This window comes from Acinetobacter sp. 1294243, from assembly GCF_000588015.1.
GTDB lineage: Bacteria > Pseudomonadota > Gammaproteobacteria > Pseudomonadales > Moraxellaceae > Acinetobacter > Acinetobacter pittii.
Genome location: NZ_JFXG01000010.1, coordinates 13,538 through 29,596, shown reverse-complemented (window position 1 = coordinate 29,596; position 16,059 = coordinate 13,538). Strand labels below are relative to the sequence as shown.

Genomic DNA, 16,059 nt, shown 5'->3' with positions numbered 1-16,059 from the left:
CCAAAAGTGTGGAAGTCACCAAGGCCTTAGCTACGATCTAAAAGGTCTTGATATCCTAATATTGTCAATGAAGCGCATGAGTGCGCTGGGTGTTTAACCGTGAATTGATGAAGATGAATAACTGGAAGATTGGCAAAAAGGCTTGTTCACAAAGCAATTCATCACTTCATCGGTTTGTTGCTTGTATATACCTTAAAAGAATGGTTAAACTGTGTCTAAGACTGAATTTGCATTTTTTTATATCTTAAAGGTATGGATGCCTTATGGAACTAAGACATTTACGGTATTTTGTGGCTGTTGTTGAAGAGCAGAGCTTTACAAAAGCTGCGGAAAAACTATTTATTGCTCAACCACCTTTGAGTCGACAGATTCAAAATTTGGAAAGTGAGCTTGGAATTCAACTGTTTGAGCGTGGAAGCCGTCCTTTACAGACAACCCCAGCCGGACATTTCTTTTATCAGCATGCCCTTAAACTTTTGTCGAATGCTGAAGAAATAAAAAGTATGACCAAACGTATTGGTCTGATTGAACGCAGTGTGACCATCGGTTTTGTCGGGTCTTTACTCTATGGTTTACTGCCTCGAATCATTTATTTATTTCGGCAACAACAACCTCATTTGAATATTCAATTGATGGAGTTAAGTACGACTGAGCAACTACAGGCATTAAAAGAAGGGCGTATTGATGTTGGATTTGGACGTCTAAGAATTAGTGATCCTGCGGTGAGACGTATTTTGCTACGTAAAGAACGCTTGGTGGTTGCTGCGCATACGAGTCATCCGATTGCTCAGCGTACAGAAGGGGTATATTTGGCCGATCTCATTGATGAAAAGATGTTTATGTATCCCACTTCTCCAAAGCCTAATTTTTCGACCCAGCTTTTAAATATTTTTGCCGAGCATAGTTTGGTTCCAAAAAATATGCATGAAATACGGGAAATTCAGCTGGCTTTGGGCTTGGTAGCAGCGGGTGAAGGTTTGTGTATTATTCCTGCCAGTGCCGATACCATTCGTTTTCCTCATTTAAATTACATTCCGATTTTAGATAACGGTGCAGTCAGTCCGATTTTTATTACTGCTCGTGCAATGGACCGAAGTGAAGACTTACAGCTTTTGTTTGACTGTATTTATCAGGTTTATGATTTAGAAGGTATTCCATATAAGCGCACCGTTTTCACGCTCGATCAGAATCCGATAGATGATTCAGACGGTATCGATTTTTAAATAAAGCAGGGCATAGCCTCAAAAGCTGAAGCTATGCGTTGATGTGTTTTAGAAAGCCCAAATCAATTTTAGCCAGCTGGTATGGCCTTCGGGACGATATTCGACTTCGGTTTCTTTTAAAAATTTGGCTTCAATAGACCAGTTTTTATCGGCATATTGAATGCCTGGCCCAATTGCAAAAGCCTGTCCTTTAAACCCAATGTCACTTCCGTTTACTTTGTCATCTGTAGTTTGTTTAAAAGCATAGCCTTCAACTGCAACTTTGAGTTTGGGGTTAATGCGGTAACCTAAGCTATAGTCACCCGCAATGTATTGTCCAGACTGGTAGTCGGTTGCGTCGTTACGTGTATTCCAGCTATAAGACAGTTTAGTTGAAAGGTCTAAGCCTGCCGCGTTGGCATAACTATAGGCAAGAATAGGTCGAATGGTGTGATAGTTTTTCCCGAGATTAGCTTCAACTGGATGTGTCGTACTTGGAGTGTCATATTCACCTGTCCCTAGTACAGTTTCTAAAGCTGCAATCCAGTGATGATTTCCTTGATGCCAGCCGAGCATGCCACCCAAAATCAAGTCTCCGAGACCTTGGTTTGAGTCAGCCATTCCATTTACTTTAAGCCGCAGATCGACCAAGGGCTGGGCTGCATAAAACCCGAGTTGTCCATCCAGAATTTTTTGATCGGTCATCCAGACCAAACGAGGAACCACGGCGTTGACATCAACATGGAACTGATCGGGACCATTTTGAAACTCTGATGCGTGATAATTTTGATAATAACTGAGTAAGTAGACACCAGCAGGTGGTAGGGCCCCCGCCATCATACCTTCGGCACCTAAGGCAAAAGAGTCCGAGCCGTTTTCTGTCGCAAATGCAGAAGGAAGGTAAAGGGTGCTGATTACACCACATATGATTGCAGAGATTTTGTTATTCATAGAATGTCCTATTCTGTGTTGTTTCGCTTGTCACTAAAAAAACGTTATTCCTTAACGATCTTTAAAAAAATGAGTCTGTTTAATCTGTAAATTTGGAATGTAGAACTCCTGTGAGCTTTGTATTTACTTTCTAAATTACAAATACAAAGCTCATTTGAAAAAGCGGAGTGCTAAAAGGTTTATCTTTAAATATGTTTGAATAAAGCCGAACGTGACTGTGCAGCAGCACCATCGGCTGCACTTAAGAAGCGTTCAGTGTGAATGTCCCGTTCGAATAAGCGACTTTGCATGAGTGTTGAAATTGCCGAGTCGATCATGATTGGTGGGCCGCACAAATACGCTTTGTGTCCACCACATCGATTTTCAAAGTAATCGGCAACAGCCTCGTGCACGAATCCGGTAAATCCAGTCCATTGGTCTTCTGGTTTTGGTGCATTCAGGGCAGGGATATAGCGAAAGTTTGGATAGTCTTTTACGAGCTGTTCAAACAATTCTCGGTTGTATAGCTCCGCCAAGTCTCGTGCTCCTTGGAAGAGGTAAATGGTGCGACTATCTCCAGACTCAAGCAAATCTAAAATCATCGATTGTGGACTTGAAAGACCTGAACCTCCTGCAATGAAAATGGCATTTTGATCATCTGACTTGCGTACGAAAAATTGACCATAAGGGCCCGAAATATCGAGCTGATCACCCGTGGCAAGTTGTTCATGTACATAAGTCGTCGCTGCACCGCCTTCAACTTTACGAATATGCAGCTCAACGATGCCGACTTCACTTGGTGAATTGGCAATTGAAAATGCACGTGTTCCTTCAATGTCTGGAAATTGGACATTGATATATTGGCCAGCTTGGAATTCGATTGGGCGATCTAGTTGTAGACGAATCCCCTTAATGGTTGGCGACAGGTCTTTTATTTCAATGACTTCCGCTTGATAGTCTTGAACCAAATGACCTAAGAAATCTGGGTCTTCATCGACATCGGCTTCAATGACCATATCGGATTGTGGTTTGCAGCAGCAGGCAAGCACCTTATTTTCATCACGTTCAATATCCATGAGTGCAAATGGCGAGGCTTCACCGACATCATAAAAACCGTCGGTGACTTGAACCTTACATGTCCCGCAAGTGCCATGACCACAGGCAAAGGGTAACCAAACGCCTTGACGTAAAGCAGCATCTAAAATGGTTTGGTCTTCTTCTACTTCAATCGTTGTTCCGATCGGTTCAATGGTGACTTGATAACTCATGACACACCTCCGAATTAAACGTAGCTATCGTTATAGCCATTTAACTCTGGCGTAACGAAACGAAGTAATGACTTATGACCAAAACCAAGCTCTGCCAAGCTTTGTGTACTCTCTGGACTGATTGTTTGACCATCTAAGGTGTATTGCACTTTTGACCAATCAGTTTTGGCAAAATCTGGATGTTGGGCAAAACCACCTGTAATTTGTTGCTCAATCAACTGACCAAAAGTTTGTTGAGGCGAGGCAAGTATGGCATGTGCCGAGCAAAAAAGTGTGTGATGATCCCAACCCACGTAAAGTAAGAATTGATCGCCATAATTTTTTTGCAGATCAAGCGGTTCAAATTGATAGTTGTTGTGTATCGCGCGAACAGTCATGTTCAATCTCCTTATTTCCTATCAGGCAGCTTGATGACTGCCTGAACAATTCCTTGTGCTTAAGCTGCGTTGCCTTTCCATTTTTTCCAGCGCTGTTGGTCTGGGGAACCTTCAATATCCAGATTGTCGGCACCGACATTCATGCGGTAATAATCGCGGAGCATAGTTTCGAGGTCACCGCCACCACAGTTGCCCTGCAAAATTTGATTTACAGGTAGCCATGCTTGTATATATTTTTCAGGCTCGCGCTCGAAAATGTCATGACAGCCATCTGAACAGGTGTGGTAGCGTTCGCCTTGGTAAATGCTATGGCGATAACTAAACTGAGTCGGATCATCGCCCATTTCGGTAAAGGTCATTGGAATCTGACAAACCTGACAAAGCTGTGGTAAACCTGCGCTGTAGAAGCGTTTACCTTCGGCTTCCATTTGGCGAGCCAACTCCCATTTTGGACGGTAGTATTTATCGAAAGTGTCTGGATATTTAGCAGATAGCCAATCCATTTCTTCGTCAGTTGGAATCCATGTATGGAAACCAGCAGCATGACCAAAGTTGTAGAAAATCCACCATGCTTGATGTGAGACATGCTCTTTTTCTTTTACAATGACATCGCTATATTTCGGCATGTGAATGCCATAACGGCTCAAATCTTTAAATAGCGCACCGCCTGCCTGTTCAAAATAAACTTCCCAAGCTTCTTTCCACGACATCACTTTATTTGGCAGCATGTAATCCATCATCATGCCCACAATTGAAAGCAAACGCGTTCCCCGCCAGAACCATTTATCAATCCATTCCTGAACAATAGGTACGTTGTCCTCATGTTGTTCGAGCAAGAATTTCACGATTTCCAGACCAAGCGTCATGTGGCGCGCTTCATCTGACTGTGCACTAAAACCAAAGGTCACGGTTGCCATATCGCCGTTATAAGCTGCACCCGACATAAAAGGCACAAATAGCAAGTTGGTAAGTACATATTCAAAAGCAAAACTAATGGCTAATAAAAATTCGAAAGGGCCAGCAGAACGGGCGTCTTCAAAAAATGATTTAGGCACAGACAAATACCAAACGCGGTCATGCATGTGTGCCCAATCCTGAAAGCCATCAAAGAACTTGTTGTAATGGCTCATGGCATGAATTTGAGTCTGTACATGACGCAGCTCATCAATCGACTGCATCTGAGAAGCAATACGTGCTCCAATACCACTAAACTGGCGACCTACATGGGCATAGCCTTGATAAGCCTGATATTCAAGTGGAGTCACCGCTGTTAAAAAGAGTTTGATCGCATTTAAGTAACGTTCATTGCTGACATTCATCTGACCGTTGTTTTGAGCAAAGGCATCAAAAATGGCATAAAGTTTTTTCTCTTTTTCTGCCTGATATTTCCAGTAAGCATCCATAGTTAAACGGAATGGATCTTCCCATTTAGACCAGTCCGTAATTTTGATACCTTCAAACTCTTCATAAGGGAAAGCATCTTTACGGTTAGCATAAGAAAAGTCCCAGTCCAGATCACGGGTTAATGCACGGTAACGATCTTTCGCATTTAATTTTTTGCTGGTTTCTTTCGTTTGAGTTGTCATGATTGATCATCCTTAAATCTTTGTTAAACAACGTCTATGTTGTGATTAATTCCAATGAAGGCGGAAAGTATCGTCATCTTCTTCGACGTTACCGCCCAGCGTAATCATGTTGAGTTGTAATGATTGGATGTCCCAATCTTGGCCTAGTTTTTCAGATACGGTTTCAGCTTTAATCACCAAATCAGTTTCACTTTCAATGCGAATCATGGCTGGTAAATACTGAATTGAAGCTTCCGGATTATCTTCTTCAATCGCCTCGAGGATGTAGCGTGATGTATCGTTGTCTTGTAATGCGAGATAGACTTTAGACATGTTGCTTCTCCTTAAGCTTTTGTCAGTTCTGGTTGTAGGCCGAGTTTTTTTGCGCGATCAATCACAACTTGTTCTGCTTGATCGACTGCATCTGCTGTTAAGGCTGCTGTTGCCCATGGTGTAAAGGCCGCTTTTACTTGAGCTAAAGACTGAGTGAACCATTCATTTAATAGTTGTTTATTGTGATCGGATTCCGCTGCGGCAGTTTTAATGACGGTGTCTGACCACTTACGTAAATCACCTAAAGTATCTTTCATAAATTCAGTCAGCATGGCTAAGTCACGAGCATTTTGAGTGACTAACCACTGATCAAACTGTTGATAGACAAGCTCTGTCACAAAGCCGTCAATCACAAGGTTCTGTAATAAGAAAAGTTTGAAGTAGTCTTGCTCGGTGAGGCTTTCTTCACACAGACGGCGTAGGCCTTGCCATGCAGGGTGTTGCATCCAAGCCTGTTTTGCCTGTCGTAATGAATCGCCGCTATTACCATCTAAAGCTAAGCCAATCCGTGAGATGTACTGCGCTATACCTAAATGATCCATTGCGGCATAAATACAAGCTTGGGTTAGCACGGTGCCATAACCATAGGCACTGCCAGACATCATGTGTAAGTTTGCAGTTTGTTCAATGTGGCGAAATGGCAATAGGTACTCAATGACCTTAGCTTTGACTTCGTCAGACAAATGTTCTGCAAGCTGACGTTTTTCAAAAAAAGCAAAATTACTTTCGGCGGTGTCTTGTAACCGCGCACGGTGCTGAACATAAGTTCCATAATAGAATTGACGTGGATCTTTAAATGCATACCAATCTTGCATTTGCAGGGCAGTATGGGTTTTATCATTTAAGGTCTTTTCAGGTTTCCACAAAGGACGATAGTGAAAGTTAGTTTCTGCCTGTACATCGAAACTTACTTCTTGATATCGAGTTGCTGGCTTACTACCAAATCGTCTTTCGATATAGGCATAGTTCTGGCGGATAGGTTCGACATTTGACGTTTTGATTTCTAAAGTCATGGCTTTATCTCCTTATATTTTTTACATCTGATCATCGTGATCGTTGCTATTACGTTGCGTGCCGACTAAGGTTGCTTCAGTGCCATAGCGCCATTTTTCTTCCTGAGCATCATTAAAAGCTTGCTGTTCTTGGGTCATTTCAACCACTTGATTGGTCTTACAAAAATCATTAAATGCATGTTTAGGCAAAACCAGTTCCACAAATAGACTTGGGTCGTGAATGGCAAAATCGAACTCAATAAACTCTGCGTTTAAGTCGCCAGTGACCCGAATATATTTGGTTAATGCTTCGACTTGAGGTTGCGTCATGCTGTACTCCATCAAGACATGGTCTTGAAATTGATGAATGCTCCTTGCTCTTGCTACTAGCTTTACAAAAGCTATGCCAACTTTATTTTTATAATTGAAAACAATTACTTACAGTTTTTATTGAAAGTGCAGCGTTTTTAAAATTCACCATTTCATTAATTTTTTTGAATGGTGAAATAGATATATTCATGATTTGATGAAGAGGGCCGTAAAAATTTCTTTTTAGAATGTTTGAGGCTTTAAAAAGGAGAGATTTAGAAATACTTTTTTAGTATGAAGTTATGTCTTTAAGGTACTAGGACATTTATCTGGTTCTTCGATAAGATGAGATAAAACCCAAATGTGTTTAATGGATTAAAACAGATCACTCATGGCTCGAGTAAAATACGATACAACGGGACGATACGCAGATCATCCGCAAGAAATTCATGATCTGCTGTCTAAACTGCACTTTGATACTGCCCACGGCCAAATCTGGTTTGATGAATATCGGATGCTGCTTTTACACACCAGCATTATGGGGTATTTGCGTAAAGATTTAGCGCACATGATTGGACTTGAACGAACCAAGCGTTTTTTTATTCGATTGGGGTATCAAGCTGGATTAAAAGATGCAGAAGTTACAACAAAAATGCGTCCCGATTTAAATGAACACGATGCTTTTATGGCGGGTCCACAAATGCATGCGATTCGCGGAATGGTTCAAGTACAGGCCAACCAGCTCAATTTAAGCCACGATAAAAAACAGTTTTATGCCGATTTAAATTGGCTTAACTCTTTTGAAGCCGATGTGCATTTAGAGCATTTTGGTCCAAGTGATGAACCTGCATGCTGGATGCTTCTTGGTTATGCGTGCGGCTACAGTAGTTTTGCGACGGGCATGACCATTATTTATCAAGAAATAGAGTGTAAAGCTTGCGGCCACGAGCATTGCCGTATTATTGGTAAGCCTTTAGAAGAGTGGGAAAATGCAGATGAGCTGATTCAGTTCATGTCACCTGAACCCATGGAAAAAGAGCTGATTGCATTGCAGGCTGAACTTTTTGAGCTTAAAAAATCAATTTATAGCGATAGTGAAGCCGATTACCAATTATTTAGTTCTGTGGGTAAGTCAGCATCTTATAAACAGGTCTGTGCATTATTAACAAAGGCGGCAGGTTCGAAAGTTTCTATTTTGCTACAAGGCGAAACAGGCGTTGGTAAAGAAGCTTTTGCACGAGGGGTTCATGCAAATAGCCAAAGGAAAGACCAACCTTTTGTTGCGGTAAACTGTGCAGCGATTCCACCAGAGTTAATTGAGTCTGAATTATTCGGGGTAGAAAAGGGTGCTTATACAGGAGCGCATCAATCTCGTTTGGGTAAGTTTGAACGAGCCAACGGCGGTACGATTTTTTTAGATGAAGTGATTGAGCTTTCTCCTCGTGCACAAGCAGCACTATTACGCATTTTGCAGGAAGGTGAATTTGAGCGAGTAGGAGATTCACAGACACGTATTTTAGATGTCCGTGTAATTACAGCAACCAATGAAGATCTTGAGCAAGCGGTGAAAACAGGACGATTTCGGGCAGATTTGTATTATCGCTTAAATATTTTTCCAGTTCAGATTCCGCCTTTGCGGGAGCGCCGTGAAGACATCCCTTTACTAGTTGAACACTTTCTTCATCGCTTTGAAAAAATGTACGGTAAAACCATTCAGGGTGTAAGTGAAAAGACCAAAGTTTTTATGCAGCAATATGAATGGCCAGGAAATATTCGTGAGTTGGAAAATTTATTAGAAAGGGCGGTTTTATTAACGGATGATCAGCAGCTGATTAAGTTAAATGCCATTTTCCCACAGATCAAGCATGACCCAGAGCAGGCTGTAGCTATTGAAACCGACTTTGAGCAATTATTAAAGGCAGAGTTTAATTTAGAAGAACACGAGAAGCAGTTAATTTTAACGGCTTTAAAAAAGGCAAATCATAATGTGTCAGAAGCGGCACGTTTATTGGGAATATCTCGGGCAGCATTAGATTATCGAATTAAAAAATTTCAGCTTTGAGTCAATATCAACAAACACAAAATAAAGGCCTAACTTTAAACGTTAGGCCTTATTGATTATTGCACTTTCGCTGGGAAACCATCTTCTTCAAGTGCTTCGGTAATTTTATCGACGCTTTCATTGCTTTCAACAGTCACGATTTTGGTCGCTAAATCTACATCTACTTTTGCATTTGGATCGACGTCCTGAATCGTCGCAGTCACGCCACGAGCGCAGCCACCACAAGTCATATTTTCAATAAGTAGTTTCATGTTCATACTCCATCAAGAATGAGATATTTGTTTGGATAACACTGAGTCTAAACCTTGTCATGATTGTAAGGTCAAGACCAAATTTTTAAAAAAATATGCTTGACCTTCCCATGATGGGAATCTGTATGCTCAATACAGAATATTAAATTTTGCAGATTTGTAGAGGTGTTTGATGGACTCAAAAACCACAAAATTGCCAGCATATAGTGAAACACTTCCAATCGAAGGCATGACTTGTGCCTCCTGTGTAGGACGTGTCGAAAAAGCACTTAAGAAAGTTGAAAATATTGAGATTGCCAACGTTAACTTGGCAACAGAAAAAGCGGTTGTTTATTCAAATCAACCGATTCAGCGTGAAGCACTGGTTAAAGCAGTTGAACGAGCAGGTTATGATGTTCCTAAAGCTTCGCCAGTTGAGTTATCTATTGAGGGTATGACTTGTGCATCTTGTGTTGCACGTGTTGAAAAAGCCCTTAAAAAAGTAGACGGCGTTCAAGAAGCCACAGTCAACTTAGCAACAGAGCAAGCTTGGGTGCAGGCAGATGCATCAGTCAATGTTGAAGACCTAATTCGTGCTGTTAAAAAAGCAGGTTATGACGCGAAAGCATCTGAAAAAAATCAAGATGAGCAGCTCGACAAAAAAGCATCAGAGTTAGATCAGCTTAAAAAAGATTTGATCATTTCGATTGTGTTGGTCTTACCTGTGTTTATTCTGGAAATGGGTTCACATCTCATTCCAGCTTTTCACATGTGGATCATGGACACGATTGGTCAATACAATAGCTGGCTTTTACAGTTTGCTTTGACCACATTAGTTCTCGTTTTTCCAGGTCGCCGTTTTTACCAAAAAGGGATTCCAGCCATATGGCGTTTGGCACCAGATATGAACTCGCTAGTGGCAGTTGGAACCTTGGCTGCCTACAGTTTCTCGGTCGTAGCCACCTTTATGCCGCATGTGTTACCCCAAGGCACGGTCAATGTTTACTTTGAAGCGGCTGCCGTTATTGTCAGTTTAATTTTACTCGGACGTTATTTTGAAGCCAAAGCTAAAGGACGTACTTCGCAAGCGATTCAACATTTGGTAGGAATGCAGCCTAAAACAGCCCGTATTCAACGTGACGGTCAAGTGGTTGAAGTTGCTGTTGCTGAAGTGGTCAGTGGAACTATCGTAGAAATTCGTCCGGGTGAACGTGTGCCAGTCGATGGTGAAGTGGTTGAAGGGCACAGCTACATTGATGAATCTATGATTACGGGTGAACCAGTTCCTGTTGAAAAAGTAGTGGGACAACAGGTGGTCGGTGGTACGGTCAATCAAAACGGAACACTGAACATTCGGGCAACCGCAGTGGGTAGCTCATCTGTACTTTCACAAATTATTCGTATGGTTGAACAAGCTCAGGGTTCTAAACTTCCGATTCAGGGCTTAGTCGATAAAGTCACCATGTGGTTTGTACCTGTAGTGATGTTAATTGCTGCAATTACTTTCTTGGTTTGGTTTATTTGGGGACCAGAACCTGCGCTCACTTTTGGATTGGTGAATGCCGTTGCAGTACTGATTATTGCTTGTCCTTGTGCGATGGGACTTGCAACACCAACTTCTATTATGGTTGGTACTGGACGTGGTGCCGAGTTAGGTGTCTTGTTCCGTAAAGGTGAAGCTTTGCAGCTTTTACAAGAAGCGCAAGTAGTTGCAGTTGATAAAACGGGCACACTCACCGAAGGCAAACCGACACTGACTGACTTTAATGTGCAATCTGGCTTTGAACGTAAACAAGTGCTGATTTTAGTGGCTTCGGTCGAAGCTAAGTCTGAACACCCGATTGCTCTCGCGATTGTTCAAGCAGCAGAAAATGAAGGCCTAAACCTATTACCAGTAACAGCATTTAACTCGATTACAGGTTCAGGTATTGAAGCAGAAGTTTCAGGCGAAAAAGTACAAATTGGCGCAGACCGTTATATGCACCAACTTGGTTTAGACACCAACTCTTTCCAAGCGATTGCTGCTCAGTTAGGTGAAGAAGGCAAAACCCCGCTATACGTTGCTATTGATCAAAAACTTGCGGCAATTATTGCTGTGGCAGATCCAATTAAAGAAACAACCTATGCTGCGATTGAGGCCTTGCATCAATTAGGTCTCAAAGTTGCCATGATTACAGGAGACAACCGTCATACGGCGCAAGCAATTGCCAAAAAGCTGAATATTGACGAAGTTGTGGCAGAGGTTTTACCCGAGGGCAAAGTGGACACAGTCCGCCAACTGCAAAAACAGTATGGGCGCTTAGCTTTTGTTGGTGATGGTATTAACGATGCACCAGCCTTGGCGCAAGCAGATGTCGGTTTAGCTATTGGTACAGGAACAGATGTTGCCATCGAAGCAGCTGATGTTGTGCTCATGTCAGGTAGTTTAAAAGGCGTACCGAATGCAATTGCATTAAGTAAAGCCACCATGCGAAACATACGTCAAAACCTGTTCTGGGCATTTGTATATAACGTAGCCCTAATTCCAATTGCAGCAGGGGCATTATATCCAGCATTTGGTGTGTTACTTTCACCGATGTTTGCAGCAGGCGCGATGGCACTTTCTTCGGTCTTTGTTTTAGGCAATGCATTACGCTTAAAACGCTTTCATGCGCCAGTAGAGTAAGCGTGCTGAAAATCAACTTTTGGTTTAAGATCATGACAGCAGGTCTTAAACCAAATTTAATATTTGAGGTGTGAGATGAATATCGGTCAGGCATCCAAACATTCGGGCATTTCGGCGAAAATGATTCGCTACTATGAAGAAATCGGTTTACTTGAAGCAGCTCAGCGTTCTGCTTCTGGCTATCGCATCTATTCAGAAACAGACCTTAAAACTTTAAACTTTTTAAAGCATGCTCGAGAGTTAGGTTTTTCATCTGAACAGATGAAAGAGCTTATTTCACTTTGGAAAAATACTGATCGGCATAGTGCAGAGGTGAAAGCCTTAACCGTCAAACACATTGCCGAATTAAAGCAAAAAATTGCCCACCTACAAGAAATGGTTAATATTTTGCAGGCTTCTGCCGATGATTGCTGTGGCGACCAACAGGCTTCTTGTGCCATTTTAGACCACATTGAGAAAGGGGTGGGTGTAAGCTAAATCCCATAAAAATAAAAGGGTAAAATCATGATTTATACAGCTTCTTGTCTTTGTAATGGTGTTCAACTCAGCATTAATGCTGAATTAAATCCTATTATGGTTTGTCATTGTAAGCAATGCCAAAAAGCACAAGGGGCTGCTTTTGCTGCCATCACTCAAGTACAAAAAAGTGATTTAAACATTGTGCAGGGTGAAAACCTGTTACAGACTTATTTTGCATCACCTAATAAAAAGAGAGTGTTCTGTAAAACTTGTGGTTCACCGATCTGGAGTGAACGTCTAGATAAGCCAGAAGTGGTACGCCTGAGGGTCGGACTTATTAATGAAGAAATATCGACGCCAGTCATCTCTCATGCTTTTGTTAATTCACAAGTGAAGTGGTATCCAATTTGTGATGACGCTCGCCAATATCCAAATGGGGTAGAAAACCCTTAAATATTAAAGATAGATCGTATTTTGTTCATTTGTAAAAAAACGTGAACAAGACTAGTCATGAATAAATAATGTGCTATAACTGTACCTAAGGTAATCGTAATATCTCCTCGATCCACAGGGAAACTTGGGACAGGGCAAAAGATACGATAAGACCTTACATATAGCTAGCAAAGAGCAAACAAGAGTTGGATAGACACAACGCTTACATTGCTCACCGTTGCAGAAAAGCCCGTGAAACGGGCTTTTTTAATGCCTGTAAATTTTTAATGCCTGTAAAAAAGCTATTTCTTATTTGGAAATATCTTATACTTTTAAACTATTTATGAAAAAGTAATGTAAAAATAATAAAATATTTCAAATATACAGACTTTTCTGTATTGCAATTTATTTTTATTAAGGGTACATTTGGTTAACGGTTTAAAGTTCAAGTTTAATAATGAACTCATGGTCGTTGTGGGAGATCTAAGAGCCTGCATTTTCCCCAAGATGCGGGTTTTTTTTATGCCTGTAAAAAAGTAAAAATTGTAATCAGCTTAAATAAAAAATATCTAATTTACTGTTATCTAAAATATTTTAATTAGCCTACGATCTAAAGATTGCGTAGGCTTAAAGTTGTGAATACCACTTAGGAACGATATGCCAGACAAGCTTGTGCGCAAGCAAGACATGCTTTAGCACAAACTTGGCAGTGTTCATGGTCATGTTTACTGCATTCTGCTGCACAAAGTTGACAAGCGTTCGCACAAAGTTGCATAGCTGATTCTGCTAGCTCAGAGTTTCTTAGTTCTAAAGACGTACAAAGTTGGCAGGTTTCTACACATGTCATGCAATGCTTAATACATTCACGCATCATATGAACATGTTCTTCTTGTAAACATGCAGATGCACAAGTTTTACAAGCAATCATACATTCAATACAAGCTTGAATTGAGGTAGAGGCATTACAAAATAAAGAAGAGTTTGTTTCTTGTTGAGTTTCCATAAAAGTTCTCCTGTCGAAGACTATTATTAAAAAATGGAATATCGTTATATTTTCTATTTTAGAAGATCATTTTTAAGGCATGGCTGTTTGAGATGAAAGGTCTACAAATCGCTAATACATAATTAACCTCGTAGTAGAATGTTACATCCAGTTTTTAGCTAAAACGCTCATAATTGTTCATGTTAAGAGGGGATTTAAATTTAAGGATTGTGTTAAATTTAATTGCATATAATACTTTTGGCTAATTTCTTATTGTGTGAAAATTGGGCAGATTATCAGTGTGAACTTTAAGGGCACACGAAATGGAAAACGTTAATCAATATGCTCACGGAGCTGAGCATGAAGTCCACATACATTGCAAACGATCATTAAGTACTTTAATACTGAGTATGCTTGTATTAATTACAACAGGTCGTTAAAAGAAAAAGCACCTAAGGGTGCTTTTTCTATATGAGTTTAAAGTAAATACCTTCACTTAAGAGTTAATAAAGCCACGCCGTTTTTTGTAGGCTTTACGGTCATAAGAAGGGATGTTTGATTGCTGGAGATCAATCGCGAGTTGTTTCTTGCGTTGAAACTGAACTTCATTTAAAAGAGCAGCATAAATTTTGGGACGATCAGTTTTAAACTTTTCTACATCCAACGGAATCGTATCTTCATTTTTGACAATGTATAGCACAGAACCATTGCCATTCGTTTCATAAACCGTCCAACCCACTCGTATAGCGTAGAGTCCAGTTTTCTGATTCTTGCCTAAAAAAGATTTAAAACCATCTGGATGAGGGCGAACATAAGCATTCATCATGCATCCTCCATCATCTGATTTATTTGATGAAAGCGACAATCAAAGAATTGATGGGGAATGGGACATCATATTCAGTAAAATCACGACTTCTATTTGTTTATATATTGATCAATTTTTAAATTTCAAGTCAGAAAAAAGCGTTTATTAAATAAGCTGAATAAGAACTAAATATTAAAAATAACGGCTTATTTTTCTGTGAAAAAAAGCTTGATTTAATTGTTTAGCAAGCAGAAAAAAATTGTACTTATTCTATATTTGTGTGATCGATTTTGCATATTTAAAATTATTGAAATAGTAAGTGAATTTGTAGTCATGTGGAGTTAATTAATTGTTTTAAAATTAAAAAAATAAAATTCAATATTTCTTGTTACAACCAATATGTCGACAATAGATATTCCTTTTTGACATATTTCGCCTAGCATAACTAAAGAGTTCATTGCCTATGGTGTCATTTATGTTTATTGGACTTGTGGTCACCATTTTGTTGACTCCAGGCCCAACAAATACATTGTTAGCCTCGGCTGGAATACAAGCAGGGGTGAAGCAGTCTCTTAAACTTATCCCTGCTGAAGTGATGGGTTATCTCATTGCAATTACTTCATGGGGTGTTTTGCTTGAGTCAGTTTCACATTTTATTCCTTGGCTTCCTGCCTTATTAAAGTTAATAAGTGCAACTTTTATTCTCTACCTTGCATTTAAACTTTGGATAACATCAACAAATGACATCAAATTAGACACCCCACTGATTACACCTAAGGCTTTATTTGTTGCAACACTTTTAAATCCTAAAGCTTTACTCTTTGCTTCTGCTATTTTTCCACATGCAGCATGGGAAGTGCTTCACGTTTATTTTGTGCATATTGCTATTTTTTTATCATTAATTACACCCATCGCATTTTTATGGATTGCTTTTGGAACCGTATTAATTTCAAACAAAGTAACTTGGTTAAACCAACGTAATTTACAACGTACGGCTGCATTTATTTTAACTTTTTTTGCGATGCCAATCGGCTATTCTGCGATTAGCTCATTTTAAACTTAACCCTTTATTTATATTAAAAAATTTAATTTTCAGGAGATTTTCATGACAAGATTAAAAGTAATTATCAAGGACCAGTTTGATAAAGAATCAATTGCTTTGGCAAAAGTTAGACCCATGAATGACCATGCGCTTGAGCTTCATAAAAGCGTTGAACATATTGAAATTAATGATGATATTATTTTACCCAATATGGATTTGCTCTATGAAAACCCTAAAGATGGCAAAATTTATCAGTTAATTGGTCCATTCAGTGAGGAATAACTCTTAAATTAAATTTAACAATAACCATGAGCAGAGTTTGTGTTTGGTATAGTCTTAGATGGTGAAAATTAAGCCAAACTAACGTATAGACACAATTAAAATATTGAACATCTAAAATGGTTAT

At 40.0% G+C, this 16,059-nt stretch carries 17 protein-coding genes and 1 pseudogene; 8 read left to right on the top strand and 10 right to left on the bottom strand.

The genetic code is table 11. From position 1 onward, the window contains the following. Nucleotides 1-89: 89 nt before the first annotated feature. Nucleotides 90-219 (top strand): annotated as a pseudogene (locus J655_RS24665) (hypothetical protein). 44 nt (nt 220-263) lie between these two features. Then, nucleotides 264-1,223, top strand: coding sequence for a LysR family transcriptional regulator (locus J655_RS16915; protein WP_004702719.1), 960 nt, complete (start codon nt 264-266; stop codon nt 1,221-1,223). A gap of 48 nt (nt 1,224-1,271) precedes the next feature. Here J655_RS16915 and J655_RS16910 read toward each other — a convergent pair whose 3' ends face one another. The 7 genes from J655_RS16910 to J655_RS16880 all read right to left on the bottom strand — a co-directional run bounded on the left by J655_RS16910 (nt 1,272) and on the right by J655_RS16880 (nt 6,997). Further along, a complete protein-coding gene (locus tag J655_RS16910) occupies nt 1,272-2,153 on the bottom strand; it encodes a SphA family protein (protein WP_032052681.1) in 882 nt (293 codons plus the stop codon). A 185-nt stretch (nt 2,154-2,338) separates the two neighbouring features. Next, nucleotides 2,339-3,400 carry an NADH:ubiquinone reductase (Na(+)-transporting) subunit F gene (locus tag J655_RS16905; RefSeq protein WP_032052680.1) on the bottom strand — a complete coding sequence of 354 codons (1,062 nt, stop codon included), beginning with the start codon at nt 3,398-3,400 and terminating at the stop codon, nt 2,339-2,341. 14 nt (nt 3,401-3,414) lie between these two features. Continuing rightward, nucleotides 3,415-3,777, bottom strand: a complete 363-nt coding sequence (locus tag J655_RS16900) for a phenol hydroxylase subunit P4 (RefSeq protein ID WP_017481381.1) — start codon at nt 3,775-3,777, stop codon at nt 3,415-3,417. 59 nt (nt 3,778-3,836) lie between these two features. Then, nucleotides 3,837-5,363, bottom strand: coding sequence for an aromatic/alkene/methane monooxygenase hydroxylase/oxygenase subunit alpha (locus J655_RS16895; RefSeq protein ID WP_017481382.1), 1,527 nt, complete (start codon nt 5,361-5,363; stop codon nt 3,837-3,839). A gap of 45 nt (nt 5,364-5,408) precedes the next feature. Further along, nucleotides 5,409-5,675 carry an MmoB/DmpM family protein gene (locus tag J655_RS16890; RefSeq protein WP_000049450.1) on the bottom strand — a complete coding sequence of 89 codons (267 nt, stop codon included), beginning with the start codon at nt 5,673-5,675 and terminating at the stop codon, nt 5,409-5,411. Between the two features lie 11 nt (nt 5,676-5,686). After that, the gene (locus J655_RS16885; protein ID WP_017481383.1) at nt 5,687-6,688 is read right to left on the bottom strand and encodes an aromatic/alkene monooxygenase hydroxylase subunit beta; all 1,002 of its coding nucleotides are present in this window, start codon (nt 6,686-6,688) and stop codon (nt 5,687-5,689) included. A 21-nt stretch (nt 6,689-6,709) separates the two neighbouring features. Beyond that, nucleotides 6,710-6,997 carry a phenol hydroxylase subunit gene (locus J655_RS16880; protein ID WP_000193471.1) on the bottom strand — a complete coding sequence of 96 codons (288 nt, stop codon included), beginning with the start codon at nt 6,995-6,997 and terminating at the stop codon, nt 6,710-6,712. Between the two features lie 370 nt (nt 6,998-7,367). Between J655_RS16880 and mobR the strand changes: the two genes are divergently transcribed. Further along, on the top strand, nt 7,368-9,038 hold the full coding sequence (mobR, locus tag J655_RS16875) for a phenol degradation transcriptional regulator MobR (protein WP_032006570.1): 1,671 nt from the start codon (nt 7,368-7,370) through the stop codon (nt 9,036-9,038). A gap of 56 nt (nt 9,039-9,094) precedes the next feature. Here mobR and J655_RS16870 read toward each other — a convergent pair whose 3' ends face one another. Beyond that, on the bottom strand, nt 9,095-9,295 hold the full coding sequence (locus J655_RS16870; RefSeq protein ID WP_080973459.1) for a heavy-metal-associated domain-containing protein: 201 nt from the start codon (nt 9,293-9,295) through the stop codon (nt 9,095-9,097). Nucleotides 9,296-9,461: 166 nt separating this feature from the next. Between J655_RS16870 and J655_RS16865 the strand changes: the two genes are divergently transcribed. The 3 genes from J655_RS16865 to J655_RS16855 all read left to right on the top strand — a co-directional run bounded on the left by J655_RS16865 (nt 9,462) and on the right by J655_RS16855 (nt 12,845). Continuing rightward, on the top strand, nt 9,462-11,933 hold the full coding sequence (locus tag J655_RS16865) for a heavy metal translocating P-type ATPase (RefSeq protein ID WP_032052679.1): 2,472 nt from the start codon (nt 9,462-9,464) through the stop codon (nt 11,931-11,933). Between the two features lie 75 nt (nt 11,934-12,008). After that, nucleotides 12,009-12,410, top strand: coding sequence for a Cu(I)-responsive transcriptional regulator (gene cueR, locus J655_RS16860; RefSeq protein WP_001020650.1), 402 nt, complete (start codon nt 12,009-12,011; stop codon nt 12,408-12,410). A 27-nt stretch (nt 12,411-12,437) separates the two neighbouring features. Then, nucleotides 12,438-12,845 (top strand): GFA family protein, encoded by a 408-nt coding sequence (locus J655_RS16855; protein WP_032006566.1) that lies wholly within the window; start codon nt 12,438-12,440, stop codon nt 12,843-12,845. 625 nt (nt 12,846-13,470) lie between these two features. Here J655_RS16855 and J655_RS16850 read toward each other — a convergent pair. Continuing rightward, on the bottom strand, nt 13,471-13,827 hold the full coding sequence (locus tag J655_RS16850) for a four-helix bundle copper-binding protein (RefSeq protein ID WP_032006564.1): 357 nt from the start codon (nt 13,825-13,827) through the stop codon (nt 13,471-13,473). A gap of 475 nt (nt 13,828-14,302) precedes the next feature. Then, on the bottom strand, nt 14,303-14,632 hold the full coding sequence (locus J655_RS16845) for a hypothetical protein (protein WP_032006563.1): 330 nt from the start codon (nt 14,630-14,632) through the stop codon (nt 14,303-14,305). 442 nt (nt 14,633-15,074) lie between these two features. On the opposite strand from J655_RS16845, the gene J655_RS16840 reads away from it, so the two are divergent. Beyond that, nucleotides 15,075-15,668 carry a LysE family translocator gene (locus tag J655_RS16840; RefSeq protein WP_032006561.1) on the top strand — a complete coding sequence of 198 codons (594 nt, stop codon included), beginning with the start codon at nt 15,075-15,077 and terminating at the stop codon, nt 15,666-15,668. A 48-nt stretch (nt 15,669-15,716) separates the two neighbouring features. After that, entirely contained in the window at nt 15,717-15,935 is a 219-nt protein-coding gene (locus tag J655_RS16835; protein ID WP_016141649.1) for a hypothetical protein, read from the top strand. Nucleotides 15,936-16,059: the final 124 nt, after the last annotated feature.